The 15995-nt window shown below is 33.7% G+C and carries 17 protein-coding genes, 3 tRNA genes, 1 rRNA gene, 1 other RNA gene and 1 CRISPR repeat array; of the genes, 1 reads left to right on the top strand and 21 read right to left on the bottom strand.

The genetic code is table 11. The features are described 5' to 3' along the window. From C4R78_RS07835 to C4R78_RS07735, 21 genes are all read right to left on the bottom strand, one after another. A 16S ribosomal RNA gene (locus C4R78_RS07835) occupies positions 1-284 on the bottom strand; the annotation flags it as partial. Between the two features lie 254 nt (positions 285-538). Next, on the bottom strand, positions 539-892 hold the full coding sequence (locus C4R78_RS07830) for a hypothetical protein (protein ID WP_103896514.1): 354 nt from the start codon (positions 890-892) through the stop codon (positions 539-541). Between the two features lie 45 nt (positions 893-937). After that, complete coding sequence (locus C4R78_RS07825) at positions 938-2869, bottom strand: OPT family oligopeptide transporter (RefSeq protein ID WP_103896513.1); 1932 nt, start codon at positions 2867-2869, stop codon at positions 938-940. 137 nt (positions 2870-3006) lie between these two features. Beyond that, on the bottom strand, positions 3007-3951 hold the full coding sequence (locus C4R78_RS07820; protein ID WP_103896512.1) for a thiamine pyrophosphate-dependent enzyme: 945 nt from the start codon (positions 3949-3951) through the stop codon (positions 3007-3009). Positions 3952-3962: 11 nt separating this feature from the next. Further along, complete coding sequence (gene porA / locus C4R78_RS07815) at positions 3963-5141, bottom strand: pyruvate ferredoxin oxidoreductase (protein ID WP_103896511.1); 1179 nt, start codon at positions 5139-5141, stop codon at positions 3963-3965. 17 nt (positions 5142-5158) lie between these two features. Next, positions 5159-5461, bottom strand: a complete 303-nt coding sequence (locus C4R78_RS07810; protein WP_103896510.1) for a 4Fe-4S binding protein — start codon at positions 5459-5461, stop codon at positions 5159-5161. Continuing rightward, the gene (locus C4R78_RS07805; RefSeq protein ID WP_103896509.1) at positions 5454-6032 is read right to left on the bottom strand and encodes a 2-oxoacid:acceptor oxidoreductase family protein; all 579 of its coding nucleotides are present in this window, start codon (positions 6030-6032) and stop codon (positions 5454-5456) included. The genes C4R78_RS07810 and C4R78_RS07805 overlap by 8 nt, the downstream gene beginning before the upstream one ends. Positions 6033-6285: 253 nt before the next feature. Further along, positions 6286-6564, bottom strand: coding sequence for a pro-sigmaK processing inhibitor BofA family protein (locus tag C4R78_RS07800; protein ID WP_103896508.1), 279 nt, complete (start codon positions 6562-6564; stop codon positions 6286-6288). Between the two features lie 41 nt (positions 6565-6605). Continuing rightward, on the bottom strand, positions 6606-6839 hold the full coding sequence (locus C4R78_RS07795) for a DUF2508 domain-containing protein (protein WP_103896507.1): 234 nt from the start codon (positions 6837-6839) through the stop codon (positions 6606-6608). Between the two features lie 94 nt (positions 6840-6933). After that, the gene (locus C4R78_RS07790; protein ID WP_242971214.1) at positions 6934-7890 is read right to left on the bottom strand and encodes an arsenic resistance protein; all 957 of its coding nucleotides are present in this window, start codon (positions 7888-7890) and stop codon (positions 6934-6936) included. A gap of 429 nt (positions 7891-8319) precedes the next feature. Further along, positions 8320-9021: a CRISPR direct-repeat array (repeat unit 30 nt; unit sequence GTTTCCCTCCCTCATAGGGACGATATAAAC). A gap of 569 nt (positions 9022-9590) precedes the next feature. After that, on the bottom strand, positions 9591-10187 hold the full coding sequence (gene recR / locus C4R78_RS07785; RefSeq protein ID WP_103896506.1) for a recombination mediator RecR: 597 nt from the start codon (positions 10185-10187) through the stop codon (positions 9591-9593). Positions 10188-10202: 15 nt separating this feature from the next. Continuing rightward, the gene (locus C4R78_RS07780; protein ID WP_103896505.1) at positions 10203-10541 is read right to left on the bottom strand and encodes a YbaB/EbfC family nucleoid-associated protein; all 339 of its coding nucleotides are present in this window, start codon (positions 10539-10541) and stop codon (positions 10203-10205) included. Between the two features lie 87 nt (positions 10542-10628). Beyond that, positions 10629-12206, bottom strand: a complete 1578-nt coding sequence (gene dnaX / locus C4R78_RS07775) for a DNA polymerase III subunit gamma/tau (protein ID WP_103896504.1) — start codon at positions 12204-12206, stop codon at positions 10629-10631. A gap of 91 nt (positions 12207-12297) precedes the next feature. Then, positions 12298-12561: signal recognition particle sRNA large type (gene ffs / locus C4R78_RS07770), an RNA gene on the bottom strand. Positions 12562-12564: 3 nt separating this feature from the next. After that, positions 12565-12657, bottom strand: a tRNA-Ser gene (locus C4R78_RS07765). Between the two features lie 62 nt (positions 12658-12719). After that, complete coding sequence (locus tag C4R78_RS07760) at positions 12720-13499, bottom strand: GGDEF domain-containing response regulator (protein ID WP_159945862.1); 780 nt, start codon at positions 13497-13499, stop codon at positions 12720-12722. Between the two features lie 47 nt (positions 13500-13546). Continuing rightward, positions 13547-13636: transfer RNA gene (locus tag C4R78_RS07755), tRNA-Ser, on the bottom strand. Positions 13637-13672: 36 nt separating this feature from the next. After that, positions 13673-14128, bottom strand: a complete 456-nt coding sequence (tadA, locus tag C4R78_RS07750) for a tRNA adenosine(34) deaminase TadA (RefSeq protein WP_103896502.1) — start codon at positions 14126-14128, stop codon at positions 13673-13675. Positions 14129-14180: 52 nt separating this feature from the next. Continuing rightward, positions 14181-14257, bottom strand: a tRNA-Arg gene (locus tag C4R78_RS07745). Between the two features lie 69 nt (positions 14258-14326). Then, the gene (locus C4R78_RS07740; RefSeq protein WP_103896501.1) at positions 14327-14449 is read right to left on the bottom strand and encodes an aspartyl-phosphate phosphatase Spo0E family protein; all 123 of its coding nucleotides are present in this window, start codon (positions 14447-14449) and stop codon (positions 14327-14329) included. A gap of 177 nt (positions 14450-14626) precedes the next feature. Then, the gene (locus C4R78_RS07735) at positions 14627-15376 is read right to left on the bottom strand and encodes a sulfite exporter TauE/SafE family protein (RefSeq protein WP_103896500.1); all 750 of its coding nucleotides are present in this window, start codon (positions 15374-15376) and stop codon (positions 14627-14629) included. A gap of 66 nt (positions 15377-15442) precedes the next feature. Here C4R78_RS07735 and C4R78_RS07730 point away from each other — a divergent pair, with 66 nt between their 5' ends. Further along, positions 15443-15988, top strand: coding sequence for a pyruvate kinase alpha/beta domain-containing protein (locus C4R78_RS07730; protein WP_103896499.1), 546 nt, complete (start codon positions 15443-15445; stop codon positions 15986-15988). The last annotated feature ends 7 nt before the right edge of the window (positions 15989-15995 follow it).

The raw sequence follows: 15995 nt of genomic DNA, 5'->3' as shown, positions 1-15995 counted from the left end.
CCTTGGTGAGCCGTTACCTCACCAACTAGCTAATGGGCCGCGGGCCCATCCCAAGGCGGAGCTATCGCTCCTTTGGCTACCAAAGCATGCGCCCCAGTAGCTTTATGCGGTATTAGCAGGCCTTTCGACCTGTTATCCCCCTCCTTGGGGTAGGTTACCCACGTGTTACTCACCCGTCCGCCGCTAAGAGGCTCAGAGTAAACCCCCTCGCCTCTCCGCTCGACTTGCATGTGTTAGGCACGCCGCCAGCGTTCGTCCTGAGCCAGGATCAAACTCTTATGTTTAAATCCTAACTCCTATTTATATGCTGGTCGCTTCGCCACTGTTCAGTTTTCAAAGGTCATTCACCGTCGCCCTCGCGACGACATGTTATATATTAGCACGGTTTGTTTGTATATTCATATGCATAAAAATCGATTGTTAGAGTTTATGTTTAATTTTCTTTGTTTTTCTTAATTAATCTTTAAAATTCTACTAAAGATATACCAGGTTTAGTTGATATGTTAACCAGTATTTATGTTTTCCACATTTCAATATTTTATTCATAATTTTTAAGGCTTACTATTTTTCTTCCTCTTTTAAATTCAATATCTATTATATCCTTTTTGTATAAATCATCTATTAATAATTCAATAAACTTCTCGGGCTGATTTATTTTAACTTGTTTTCTGCTCCAAAACACCTTCCCTTTAACGTCTTTTATAATTTTTTGAAGCTCTATAACGTCAGCTTTTTTGTTTTTATTTAAATAATCAATTATTTTCCTCCTTGACTTTATATAAAGAACATTTAAAAGTTCTCTAGAAAGCTGAGCATCCTTTAGATAACCTATATATGTAAGAATCATAGTTATTATTGCAACTAAAAATACATATAATAAATACTTTACCACAATAATTCCCCTTTCTTAAAAATTAGGCGGCAAAATGCCGCCCTTTTATTCACTTAAAGTTTTATCTTTTAAAATAGTTGTTTTGCCTGCCTTATCCACATAAATCCATAAAGTCCATGCAACTAAAAGGAATAAAATTAAAGCTCCCCACTGTCCTATAGGCATATTCTTTAATGCTAAATCAATATTAGCATATGCAAACACTGCAAGAATTACTCCCATAAGGCCTTCCCCTGCTATAAGTCCTGATGAATATAAAACTCCAACCTCTACTTTTTCCTTTAAAACATCTTCTCTTTTTTCTTTTTTATCAACGATTCCCCTTATAATTCCACCAACCATAATTGGTGTTGAAAGATGAATTGGAAGATAAAGTCCTATTGCAACTGGAAGAGCTGGTATTCCAAGGAGTTCAAGCATTACTGATGTTGCAACTCCCATAAATACTAAATTCCATGGCAAGTTACCATTCATAATACCTTCTATAACAAGCTTCATTAAAGTAGCTTGAGGTGCACCAAGCTCTTTAGAGCCAAACGTATATGCCTTATTAAGCATAATCAATATAAATCCTATTACTATTGATGAAGCAAGAACACCTATTATTTCTCCTACCTGTTGCTTCCATGGAGTTGCTCCAACAAGATATCCTGTTTTTAAATCCTGTGAGGTATCCCCTGCAATTGCTGCCGCCGTACAAATCACCGCACCAATTATTAAAGCTGCTATCATTCCAGTTTTTCCTGAATAACCTGCAGATTTTAATATAACTGTTGTAATCAATAGTGTAGCAATTGTCATACCTGAAACTGGGTTAGATGAACTTCCAACAAGTCCAACTATTCTTGATGAAACTGTTACAAAGAAAAATCCAAATATAGCAATTAAAATTGCTCCTAAAACTCCCACAGGAATTTGTGGTAAAACTGCCATTAATACAATAAGAACAACAACGCCACCAATTATCCATTTAACATTAAGATCACTATCTACCCTTTCTATCTTTCCTTCAGCCTTTACTCCAAAACCTTTTATAGCATCTTTAAAGGAGTTAATTATTGTTGGTAAAGCTTTAATTAAGCTTATTATTCCACCAGTTGCAACTGCACCTGCACCAATGTATCTTATATATTTACTCCAAATCCCCCAATAACCAAGCTCTGAAATTGGAACTGTTGCTGGAAAAATCGGATCTTTAATGTAATGTCCAAAGAATGTTATAATTGGAATAAATGCAAGCCATGCAAGAATTGCTCCGCCAAGCATGTAAGCAGAAATTCTAGGACCTACTATAAATCCAACTCCAAGTAAAGCTGGATAAACATCTGCCCCAATTGCAGCACCTTCATATCCTTTAATCTCCCATTCTATTTCTGTAGGAAACAATTTTAAGCCATCTCCTAAAAATTTATAAACAAGTCCTACAAGTCCACCCATAAAAATGTATTTTGCTCCTGTTCCACCTTCTTCTCCTGCAACTAAAACTTCAGCACATGCTATTCCCTCTGGATATGGTAACTTTCCATGTTCCTTTACTATCAAATATCTTCTTATTGGAATCATAAAAAGAACTCCAAGAGCACCACCAACAAAGGTTATAATTCCCATCAAAAGGGCATCTGGATTTTCTCCCCACAAAAACAAAGCAGGAAGTGTAAAGATAGCACCTGCAGCTAAAGATTCACCTGCTGAAGCAATGGTTTGAACCATATTATTTTCAAGAATTGACTTTCTTTTTAAAACAACCCTTACTATAGCCATAGAAATTACTGCCGCAGGAATTGATGCTGAAATTGTCATACCAACTTTAAGTCCAAGATATGCATTGGCAGCTCCAAATATTATAGATAAAATAACACCAAGAAAAATAGATAACGCTGTAAACTCCGGCATAACCTTTTCTGATGGAACATAAGGAACATACTTTTGTCCTTCCTTAAGGCCATAGGCACCATCAGGAAGCCCCTTCTTTTTCATAAAACCCCTCCCATAATTTTATTTTCTAGTTAATTATATTTTTGTTTAAGCAATTTATTTCCTGCTTATTTTTCAAAAATTTAATAATTTTCTTGAATTTTAAAATAAAAAAGCTTCGGGCTTTCGCCCGAAGCTTATTACTTAACTCCTGCAAGATACAAAAGTCTTTCCCATCTTCTGTCTACTTCTTCTTGTATCTTTTGAACTATATGTTCATTTTCTGGTTTTAACAGATGTTTAAATCTTCCTTGTGCTTTTAGCCACTCTGTTATTGGTTTCTTTTCCTTTGGTATATAGTTTATCTTGTAAACTCCGTTTTCAACTTCATAAAGTGGCCAGAAGCAAGTTTCAACAGCAAGTTTTACAACTTCAAGTTCTGTTGCAGTATCTATTCTCCATCCTCTTGGACATGGAGTTAAAACATTCATAAACTTTGGTCCTTCTATGCTAAATGCTTTTTCTGCTTTATTATAAAGGTCAAACATATATGGAGTTCCAGGAATTACAGGAACAGTTTGAGCAACATATGGAAGGTGGTGTGCAACCATAATTTCAGTTAAATCTTTTCTAAATTGTTCTTTACCTGGCTTTACTTTTCCTGCTGGTGAAGTTGTAGTATCAGCTCCATATGGAGTTGCTGATGACCTTTGAATACCTGTATTCATGTATGCTCCATTGTCATAGCATACATAAAGCATGTCATGTCCTCTTTCCATAGCTCCAGAAAGAGATTGTAAACCTATATCGTATGTTCCACCGTCACCACCAAAAGCTATGAATTTATACTTTCCATCTATATGCCCTTTTCTTTTCATAGCTTTAAAAGCAGCTTCAGCACCGCTTATTGTAGCTGCAGCATTTTCAAAAGCTGTGTGTATCCAAGAATCCTTCCATGAAGTATATGGATAAAGACATGTTGAAACTTCAAGACATCCTGTAGCATTTGAAATAACCGCTCTTACATCATCATCTAAAGCCTTTAAAATCCAATTAACAACCATTGGCGCACCGCAACCTGCGCACATTCTATGTCCACCAGTAAGCCTTACCTTCTTCTTAGAAAGCTCCTTCAAATTTGGCATAAAGACACCTCCTATTCTCTTACCCCTAAGTAGTTGTAAACTTCATATTTTCCTGTTTCAATAGCATTGAATAGGTCAGCATAAACCTTTTCAATTTGAGCTGTTGTAACGTCTCTTCCGCCAAGACCATATATGTAATTTATAACTATCTTTCCATCTACTCTACCATACATAGCGCTTCTAACTTCAGCAAATAATGGACCTCCTGCTGCTGAGAAGCTATCAGCCTTATCCATTACAGCAACAGCCTTAACGTTTCTTAAAGCATCAGCAAGCTCTTCAGCTGGGAATGGTCTAAATACTCTAATCTTTATAAGACCTACCTTTTTGCCTTGTGCCCTTAAAGTATCAACAACGTGCTTTGCTGTTCCTGCTGTTGAGTTAATAACTACAATTGCAACTTCTGCATCTTCCATCTTATATTCTTCAAAGAATCCATACTTTCTTCCTGTTAACTTTTCATATTCTGCAGCAACTTCAAGTATTACCTTCTTTGCATTTTTCATAGCTTCTGCTTGAAGTCTTTTGTGTTCAAAATAGTGATTTGGAAGATCTAGTGGTCCCATTGACACTGGATCTTGGCCAAGTAATGCAAATGGAGCTATTCTCTTTTCTCCAACAAATTTTTTAACATCTTCATCATCAAGCATTTCAAGATTTTCTACAGCATGGCTTGTTATAAATCCATCGTAGCAAACCATAACAGGAAGTTGAACATCTTTGTGTTCTCCTATTTTAACAGCTTGAATTAGGTTATCATATGCTTCCTGTGCTGATTCACTGTAAAGCTGAATCCATCCTGAATCTCTTGCACCCATAGTATCTGAATGATCGTTATGTATATTAATTGGTCCTGATAATGCTCTGTTTGTTACTGCAAGAACCATTGGAAGTCTCATTGAAGCACCAACATAAAGCATTTCCCACATAAGTGCAAGTCCTGCTGATGCTGTTGCAGTCATAACTCTTCCACCTGCTGCAGCAGCACCAATGCATGCTGACATAGCACTATGTTCTGATTCAACAGCTACGAATTCTGTATCAACTTCACCATTTGCAACAAATTGTGAGAAGTATTGTGGAACTTCTGTTGATGGTGTTATAGGGAAAGCAGCAACAACATCTGGATTAATTTGTTTCATACCAAATGCCACTGCTTCATTACCGCTTAAACTAACTCTCTTTGCCATTTTCCTTCCTCCCCTCATTATTCTTCTGGAACAAAATCAAGAGCTCCAAACTTGCATTGCTTTGTACAAACTCCGCATCCCTTGCAATGATCATAGTCAAATCCCTTTATTTTTCCATCTTCTACAAGTATTGAATTATCAGGACATACTACCCAGCAAAGTAAGCAGTGTTTACATTTATCTTCATACCATACAGGTCTCATTGCTCTCCAGTCACCAGTTTTAAAATCTTCAGCATTACCAGCATCTAATATAACTCCACCTGGTGTAGTTTCTCTCCAAGTAGTTTCATTTGTTATATTCATCTTTCTATTATTCATTTCCCTTCACCTCCTCAAGAGCTCTCTTTACAGCTTCCATATTCTTTGGAACAACATGTGGCTTGTTTGCAAATTTATGCTTAAATGAATCTTCTATGCTGCTTAAGAACACATCAACTGGAACTACTCCAGTTATTTTTACAACAGCAGCAAGCATTGGAGTATTTGGGAAATATGCTCCTAAAGTTTCTTCTGATATTTTTCTTGCATCAATAGTGTAAACTCTTCCGTTGAAGTTTAATTCTTTTTTAATTTCTTCTGGTGATTTTGAAGTATTTACTATAACTGCTCCACCTTCTTTTAATCCAGCTGTAACAGGAACGGATTTAATAAGAGTTTCGTCAACAACTACAACGTAATCTGGTTCATAAATATTGCTGTGAATTGTTATTGGCTCATCGCTTATTCTGTTATATGCAGTTATTGGAGCACCCATTCTTTCTGGACCATATTCTGGGAATCCTTGAACATACTTTCCTGTATTAAAAGCAACCTCTGCAAGAAGTAATGAAGCTGTCTTAGCACCTTGTCCTCCGCGGCCATGCCAACGGATTTCAACAAGCTTACCCATTTTATTTCCTCCCTTCAATTTAAAAAATATAACAATAATAATTGTTAACAATAACAAGAAATTTTAAACTAGAAAAGCAAAACAATTTTAAATAAAACACCCTATTAAGTACGATTGTAACAGACCTAATTTTTAAAGTCAATGACAGAGAAATTATTAATTGTCTTTTTTTCCTTGTATAGGAATTTTTTTACCTATAAACAGTTTACCACAACTGCAAAAAAATAAAAATAGGGCTTAAAAATTTTTTGCCCTATAATGGGTAAATTACATACTTAATTAATAAGATTAATGCTAATCCCGGAAGGCCTAAAACTCCCATAAAAAAGGAGGTAATCAAGTTCAAGGGTATAGAAAAACCAAAAGAATTTAAAACTAGATTTAAAATAAATATAAATACTCCTCCAATAGCGGTTTTTAGTATCAACCTAAAAATTAAAAGATTTTTTAATTTCATAGAGATAATTAAAACAAATAAAAAAGCAATTACTATTAAGTAATAAAACATACTGCTATCAAAATTTAAACTCATAAATATCCCCCCTAAAACATTTATACTAAAAAAAAACAAACTTATTCCCTTAACTTTTTTAAAATATATGCTATTCTTTTTTGAAGAGCCTTTTCTGCATATATAGCATATTCTATAAGATCAGGATCATCTACGTAATTTATGTAATTTCTCACAAATTCAAGCTCTAAAACTGCTTCTTTAAATTGTTCTTTAAGTAAATCCTTTTCGTTGTTTTTATTCTTAAGCTCCCTTAAAGAACTTAACTTTTTGGTAAGATTTAGATTAAATTCCATTGTATGCACCTCCTTTTTTTAAATATTATTCCCAAAATTTCACATAAAAAAACCTTCTTTTGGTTAAACCAAAAGAAGGTTTTTAAAACACTTTTTAATTTTTAAACAAATTATTTACAAAATACTTTCCAAACCAAGATGCACTTTGAACTTGGAGGACAAATGCCAATGTAACAATAAGTGCAGCCTTAGCTCCAAAATTTGATGCCGCAATTCCAAGAGCTAAAGATAAATTACGCATAACTGTGCTATAAACTAATGCTATAGCATCCTCTTTATTTAAAAATATTTTTCCTAAAACTACACTTATTGTATAATTTATTAAATAAAATACAATAAGAACAAGTAATGCCCACAAAATTAAATTTGGCTTTGATATTATAACCTTTGCTTTCATTCCAATGCTTATAAACACTATACCAAGAAGAAACCATATGCTTATAGCTGGAAGTATAGGCTTTATTTTTTTATCATATTCCTCTTTTGAATATTTTTTAGTAATTATCCTATAGGTCAAATCCCCTAAAATTAATGGTATTATAACAACCTGAATGATTGTAATAAAAGTCTTTACGATATCAATAGGAATATACTGGCCAACCATTACAAATAAATACCAAGGTGCAACTAAAGAGCCAACAAATAAGCTAAGGGCAGTTATTTTTACAGCTGCTGATACATTTCCCTTGTTTATCATGGTCCAAGAGATTGTCATTCCACTTGTTGGAAGAAGCGATGCTATTGCAAGTCCAGCAAACATATCCATGTTATTTTTAAACAATGTAATTCCTATTATATATGCAACAACAGGTATAATTAAAAAATTAATGATTAAAGACAATAAAACTAATTTTAAATGAGATAAATCAAAGGCGCTTTTATAGTTAAATCCAATCATTGTAGGGTAAATCATAAATATAGTAAATATTAAAATATAGTTTTTCATAAAATTCAAATCAAATTTCAACCCAATTAAAAATCCTAGCAATAAGGCTAAAGGAATAACCTTAACAAGATTTTTAGATGGATAATAAAAAATCTTTTTGAACACGCAAATCCCTCCCTTCGACATATTCATTATATTTAATTCATAAAGCTAAACACAAATACCGATATAGGGTATATAAATCCGTTACTAGCAATTTTCTTTTTCTATCTCACTTATTTTCATTTAATCTTTAATTTTGGCATATGCTAATAAATATAACTTTACACTATGATATAGATTCTATCCAATCTAATAGGAATTATTAATGTTTATTATTCAAACAGATATGTTAACGTCTTAAAATTTATAGATTGACTTGATTATCCATGTCTTAATCTCATAAAATCCCTTAAAAATCATCAAAGGTGAACATATTAATATTTAAAAATGTTAAAGGGGTGTAGTTCATTCTACACCCCTTTAGTTTGCTGCATTACGTTATAAATTTAATAAAATGAAACAACAAAACAAACTCTTCCTTTTAACAAAAACCCTTCCCTCCCTCATAGGGACGATATAAACCTGGACCTATTTCTCCATCTTCGCTAACCTCGTGATGGTTTCCCTCCCTCATAGGGACGATATAAACACAATTGCTATGGGAGTTCAACAACTTCAAAAAGAAAGTTTCCCTCCCTCATAGGGACGATATAAACTTAGCGTTATGACATTGCTGCATGAATTTAGACATCATGTTTCCCTCCCTCATAGGGACGATATAAACAAAAAACTTATCAATTACGTTTGAAAATCAATATTAATTGTTTCCCTCCCTCATAGGGACGATATAAACAATACGAAGAATACAAACTTGCCAACAAAATAGCGGGTTTCCCTCCCTCATAGGGACGATATAAACTGAGGCAGGGCTAAAAAATAAAAAAGTAAAATTAAAAGTTTCCCTCCCTCATAGGGACGATATAAACAGGATATCAAACAGCTAAAGAAGTAGCAAAATTGTTGTTTCCCTCCCTCATAGGGACGATATAAACTTAGAAACTGATACAATACTCCTTGCAAGCTATGAAAAGTTTCCCTCCCTCATAGGGACGATATAAACTAAATGCTACATTAGTTGGTGGCACAAGTTATTCACGTTTCCCTCCCTCATAGGGACGATATAAACCAGTATTATTCAAGGCAGTTCGGCAATAATTTTGAAGTGTTTCCCTCCCTCATAGGGACGATATAAACCCTAAATTTTAAAAATTTAAAAATATAGATATTTGCTTATGTCTAAGCCCTTTAAGAATTTTTAAAATATAATAATTTTGCAGCGAAGTTGCAGTTGTGTATTTGGAAAATTATTCAAACACATTGTGATGTAAGTTATTTCAAGGATTAATCAGGGATTATTTTAAAATTAGGTTTGCTGCAAATATAACTCTTTAATATTATTTTAACATAAAAAATTTATTCTTTAAATAGGTTCTATAATAAACGTTGGCCATAACCCCAGCATATTTTTTTACAAAAAATATGCACCCGTTTTAGATGCCTGGTAAAATTAAATTAACCACCAAAATCTTACCTGAAAGGAGGCATTCAACAAGTGCACACTAATAATTTTATCAACTATAATTCTCCATCACTTAAATCCTAAAAACTCAATACCCTAACCCCCTATTCTCCTATTCTCCTAAAATTATACTAAAAGGAAGAGCTTTAAATTTACTCTTCCTTTCTGAACGACTTTATTTTCTTTTGAAGGAGTTTAATTGGAATTGAAAAAGTTTTTTGAGGAAGACACAAAGAACAGTATTTTATAATTCCCTTCTTCCTTCTAAAGCTTTGCTTAAAGTTACTTCGTCAGCATATTCTAAGTCTCCACCAACCGGAATTCCATGGGCTATTCTTGTAACCTTTATCCCTAAAGGTTTTAAAAGCCTTGCTATATACATAGCCGTTGCTTCACCTTCAACATTGGGGTTTGTTGCAAGAATTACCTCTTTAACCTCTGGCGTTATTCTTTGTAAAAGTTCCTTTATTCTAATATCATCAGGCCCAACCCCTCCAAGAGGAGATATGGCGCCATGAAGCACATGATATATTCCAAAAAACTCCCTTGTTTTTTCCATGGCAACTACATCTTTTGGTTCTTCAACAACGCAAATTATACTTTTATCCCTTTCTTGGTTTTTACATATTAAACAAGGATCCGTATCTGTTAAATTACCACAAACCGAACAATACTTTATATTCTTTTTTACATCAAGCAAAGCCTTTGAAAAAGCTTCAACTTCCTTCTCATCCATGTTTAAAACATAAAAAGCAAGCCTTTGAGCTGTTTTAGGTCCAATTCCAGGAAATTTAGAAAACTCCTCTATAAGTTTTAAGAGGGATTGAGGATAAAAAAGCAAAAAAATCACCTCACATTAAAAAAGCCCCGGCATCTGTAAACCACCTGTAAGGTTTGCCATTTCATTTGTTATTGTTTCTTCTGCCTTGTTTGCAGCCTCATTAACTGCAGCAATTATTAAATCTTGAAGCATTTCAATGTCCTCTGGATCTACAACTTCCTTTTTAATCTTTATTTCAAGAAGCTGTTTTTTTCCATTAACTACAGCAGTTACGGCGCCTCCACCCGCAGAAGCTTCAAAAGTTCTTTGGGTTAACTTTTCTTGATATTCTTCAATTTGCTTTTGTACCTTTTGAACTTGCTTTAATAAATTATTAAGTCCGCCCCCCATTGGTGGCATTCCACCTTTAAACATATTAAACCCTCCTTAATTTACTCTATTCTATTATATGCTAAAACCAGATGTAAAAAATTATAACATGAATTTTACAAGCTTTGCAACTTATTCATCAACTACTTCCACTAAGTCTTCACCGAATATTTTTTTTGCCTTATCTATAACTTCTTCTATATCATTTTTTTGATTTTCAACCTCTATTTTTATTTTTACTGGCTTTTTAAGAACCTTAGAAAAAGCTTCAACTACAAACTTTTTGTTATCTCCCTCTTCAATTTTCCTCTTTGAAAAAGCGTATTTTTCTTCAAAAACAATGGTTATTGTTCCATTTTTTACATCTGTTATATCCCCTAGATTAAGCAAAGAGGCAAGGGTCATTTTTTTATTAATCTTTAAATAATTTAAAACATCCTGCCATGCTATCCTAGCTTCATCTAGTGTAACATCAGTATTTATAATTTCTTCTTCCTCTTCAATTTTCTTTTCTTTTTCCAAATCCTTTTTCTCTTTAACAGCCTCTTTTATACTTATATTTCCCGACTTTATCATATCTTCAAGCCTGTTTAACCTATTTAAAATAACTTCAATGGAAGTATCATATTCTATCCTACAAAACTTAATAATAGCCATCTCAAGGGCAATTCTTGGCTGCATAAAGGTTTTTGCATCGTTTTCAGCCTCTATAAATATATTTATTCCCCTCATTATCTCTTCGCTTGAAATTTTTCCTGCCTGAACCTTTAGTTGATTTATATAATCGACCCCTGCATCTATTATTTCAAAGGGGTTCTTTGAAACCTTTATCATAAGAAGATTTCTAAGATGAGATATTATCTCTTCTATAAAATTATTCACATCTTTTCCTTCTAATAAAATATTTTCTACAAACTTAAGGGAATTTTGGACATCCTTTTCAATCATCATGTCCACAAGTTTAAATATACTATCCCTTGAGGTCAATCCTAGTATAGATATAACATCTTCATAATTAAGTTTCCCATCTATCATGGATATTAATTGATCAAGCAAAGACAAAGCATCTCTTAATGCCCCATCTGAGTAAAAAGAAATAAGATCCAAAACCTTTTCCTCTGCTTCAATGTTTAACTGGTTTAATATAAGCTTTAATCTCTCTTTAATATCGCTATTTTTTATTCTTTTAAAATTAAACCTTTGACATCTTGAAAGTATAGTTACAGGGACCTTTTGGGGATCTGTTGTAGCTAAAATAAATATGGCATATTCAGGAGGTTCCTCTAATGTCTTTAAAAGGGCATTAAAAGCATGAGTTGAAAGCATATGAACCTCATCTATTATATACACTTTATATTTAGCCTTTGAAGGCGGAATTGATACCGTATCAATTAAATCCCTTGCATTTTCTACCCTGTTATTAGAAGCTGCATCTATTTCAATAAAGTCAAGTAAAGTCCCTTTGTTTATCCCCTCACATATTTCACATCTATTACAGGGATTCCCATCAACAGGATCTAAACAATTTATTGCTTTTGCAAATATCCTAGCTGTTGAAGTTTTTCCTGTTCCCCTTGTTCCTGAAAACAAATAGGCATGGGCTATTCTTCCTGTTTTTATTTGATTTTTTAACGTTTTTACTATAGGTTCTTGGCCAACAACCTCATCAAAATTTTTAGGCCTCCATTCTCTATAAAGAGCAATTCTCATAAAATCAGCTCCTTTAAAAATTAAGCTGGTGACTTAGCACCAGCTTTTTGTCTGTATACAAAAAAAGACCTGGAAAACCAGATCTTTAAGGCCGTGCACCTTGCCTCGATATAAACCTACAGGCGTTACCCTGGCAGTTAGCTCCAATCAGGCTACCCTATGGCACACAGAAGGGCCTGCTTACCGTTGCTTCCTTCCGGACCTGGCGGGGTTCACAGGTTTCTGTTGCATAGGACCCGATTATCAACACCACTTACCAGGGGCAGTCCCTACAGGCAGGTACCTCAGCAAGGAATTCGACCCTGCTATAGCGGATTGCAGGTACAGGGCACCGCTACCTCCCCGTCTAGCACGGCCATGGCGGAGAGAGCGGGATTCGAACCCGCGGAACCCCTTTGGGGGGTTCACACGATTTCCAGTCGTGCTCCTTCGACCACTCGGACATCTCTCCACGTTGCAATTATAAATTATACTACATTTGTTCTAAACATTCAATAACAATTTATGTATAAATTAATCATTTTGTGTAATTTCTTTAGTAATCTTTTCTTTTGCTTTTTTACACAATTCTTCTGCACTTTTTGCTTCTTTTGGATATTCACTTATTCCTATATACCATCTTCCAAAAAGCTTATCCTTTATTTTTTCTAAAACAACCCTTGCTCCTTCTTCTTTTGTAAAGGGAAGAACAATACAAAACGCTGAAGGCCCAAGCTCTAAAAGTGTATCAATTTTTCTTAAAATTTTTGATATATCTTCTACTATGTTTTTTATCTTTAAGTTATCTTGACTTTCTTTGCTTAAAATAATAAGGCTTAAACTGTAGTTTCCTCTGTTTGCCCTTTCAATTTCCTCCTGTAAGATCTCAATTAATCTATCATAATTTCCTTCTTTATTTTCATTAAGCAACTTCTTTATCCTTTTTAAAAGCTCATAAGTACTAAAAGGCTTATTTAAATAATCATTTGCTCCTTTTTCTATTGCTTTTTTTACCGTAGCTACTGTTGAATCTGATGACAAAATCATAATAGGAATATTTTTATAGGCTTTTAATTCATCTGAATTTCTCAAAAGGTCAATAAAACAAAGTCCATTATTATCCGGAAGATGAATATCTAAAATAATAAGATTAAATAATTTCCCTTTATTCTTTATAATGTTTATTCCTTCATCAAAAGTAGAAGCTGTATCAACTGAATATCCTTCCATTTCTAGTATTTCCTTTATTGTAACCTGTATCAAATTAGAATCATCCACAAGCAAAATATTTTTTTTAACAATATCAACAGCCATATCCATCCCCAACCTCAATTAATAAATAATCCGGCTTTTGCCGGATTTGGCGGAGAGAGTGGGATTCGAACCCACGGTGGGGTTACCCCCACGCTTGATTTCGAGTCAAGTGCCTTAGACCACTCGGCCATCTCTCCACGCTAAATATATATTACAATTTTTAACACCAAATATCAATCTCTTTTTCTTTTATTTTTAAAAAAATTCTTTAAAATATCGCCACACTCTTGCCTTAAAACCCCACCTATAACTTCAACTCTATGGTTTAATCTCTCATCGTTTACTATATTATATATGCTTCCACAGGCACCAGACTTAGGATCACTAGCTCCAAAGACTAAAGTTTTTATTCTAGAATTAACAATGGCTCCTGCACACATAGGACAAGGCTCTAGGGTAACATACATAATGCAATCTATAAGCCTCCAGCCTCCAAGAACTCTGCAGGCTTCATTTATAGCTAATATTTCTGCATGGGCTGTTGCATCCTTTAATGTTTCCCTTAAATTATGCGCCCTTGCGATTATTTTCCCATCTTTAACTATTATAGCTCCAACAGGAACTTCATCAACAAGCAAGGATTTTTCAGCCTCTTTTAGTGCAATCCTCATATAATATTCGTGCATCATAAAATCACCACAAATAAAATAATAAAAGGTGCCGGAAATTTCCGCCACCTTTTGGTGCACCCGAGAGGATTCGAACCTCCGACACACGGTTTAGGAAACCGTTGCTCTATCCTGCTGAGCTACGGGTGCATACCCTACAATTTTATTATAATTAATTATTTAAAAATGTCAATTAAATTGACATGGAAAAAATAGGGACTATCCCCTATTTATCTTCCCTAATAATCTTTCATATTTTACTATAAGCTTGTCTAGATCTTGACTAATTTTTACAACCTCCTCGTCTGTCATCGAATTTTTTTCCTCAATTTTTTTAATCATTTTTTTCTTAAAAATTCAATTTTACCGCGCAAGACATTCACGGCATTTCACCTCTTTTTTTTATAACCTGCAATGCAGGTTATAAGAGGAATGCCTATAATATATTCTGTATTTATTAAGATTATACCAAATTCAACCATATATTCAAATAGTTTTTGTCTATAATATAAATAGGAATTATTTTACAAAGTTGTAAAGCATCCTTAATGCAACTAAAATTGACATAGTAACAAAGATAGGCTTTATAAACTTAACCCCTTTATAAAGGGCTGCTTTAGTTCCTAACCTTGCTCCTATTATCATAAAAAGTGCAACTAAAATGGCAATTTTATAATTTATCATTCCCTTCAAAGCAAACATAAAAAGTGATGCTAAATTGCTTAAAAAATTTAAAACCCTTCCATTACCAGCGGCATTTAGAAAATTAAAACCATATATCTTTATAAGCCCAAAAATCAAAAAAGATCCTGTTCCTGGACCAAAAAATCCATCATATAATCCTATTAAAAAAGCAAAAATCATTCCAAGGGCTATATTTTTATTATTAAGACCTTTAAAATTATCTTCCTCTCCTATTCTTTTTGAAAATAAAGTATAAAGCCCAACAAATAATATAAGAATTAAAACTAAAGCATATAAATACTTTTGGTTTATTTTTAAAACTAAGTTTACCCCTACTATTGCTCCTAAAAAGGACATAGGCCCTAGATATTTTAAAAGTTCCTTATTAGTTGTTCCTGATTTTATATATTTTATTGAGCTTGTAAAGGATGCTGTAGTTGCTGAAAATTTATTAGTTCCAAGCACCATATGGGGTGAAAGCCCAAAAAGCATGAAGGCAGGAACCGATATAAGACCTCCTCCCCCTGCTATTGAATCCACAAAAGCCGAAATAAAACCTGCCAAACAAAGTAAAAAAAGTTTCATATTATCCCCTTACCTTTCTTTTAAAAATTCTAATATTATTATAATATAACTTTAGGAGGTGATAAAATGTATTTTGAAAATCCTGGAAAACAAAATACCGCAAAAACCATAGAACTTGCCTTAAAGGCTGCAGAAGAACACGGAATAGAATATATAGTCGTTGCGTCCTGCTCTGGATATACTGCAAAATTTCTAGCCGGATGTGGAAAAAACGTGATAGTTGTAACCCACGTCAATGGATTTGAAAAACCAGGAGTTATGGAAATTGATAAAAATACAATAGATGAACTTACAAAACTAGGTTTTAAAGTATATACAGGAACCCATGTTTTATCTGGAGCTGAAAGAGGAATTTCAAGAAAATTCTCGGGAATATATCCAGTTGAAATAATGGCCCATACTTTAAGAATGCTTGGACAAGGAGTTAAGGTTGCAGTAGAAATATCTGTTATGGCCCTTGATGCAGGACTTATCCCCTATGGAGAAGACGTAATTGCAATAGGTGGAACAGAAGAAGGGGCAGATACGGCAATTATAATAAGACCTTCCCATGCCGCTTCTATATTTGATACAAAAATTAAACAAATAATTTGTAAACCCTTCGAATTTTGAAAGCTCC

The organism is Caloramator fervidus (genome assembly GCF_900108045.1).
In the GTDB taxonomy this organism is placed as follows: domain Bacteria; phylum Bacillota; class Clostridia; order Clostridiales; family Caloramatoraceae; genus Caloramator; species Caloramator fervidus.
The sequence above is the reverse complement of the archived record's forward strand: the minus strand, read 5'-3'. Positions and strand labels throughout refer to the sequence as shown.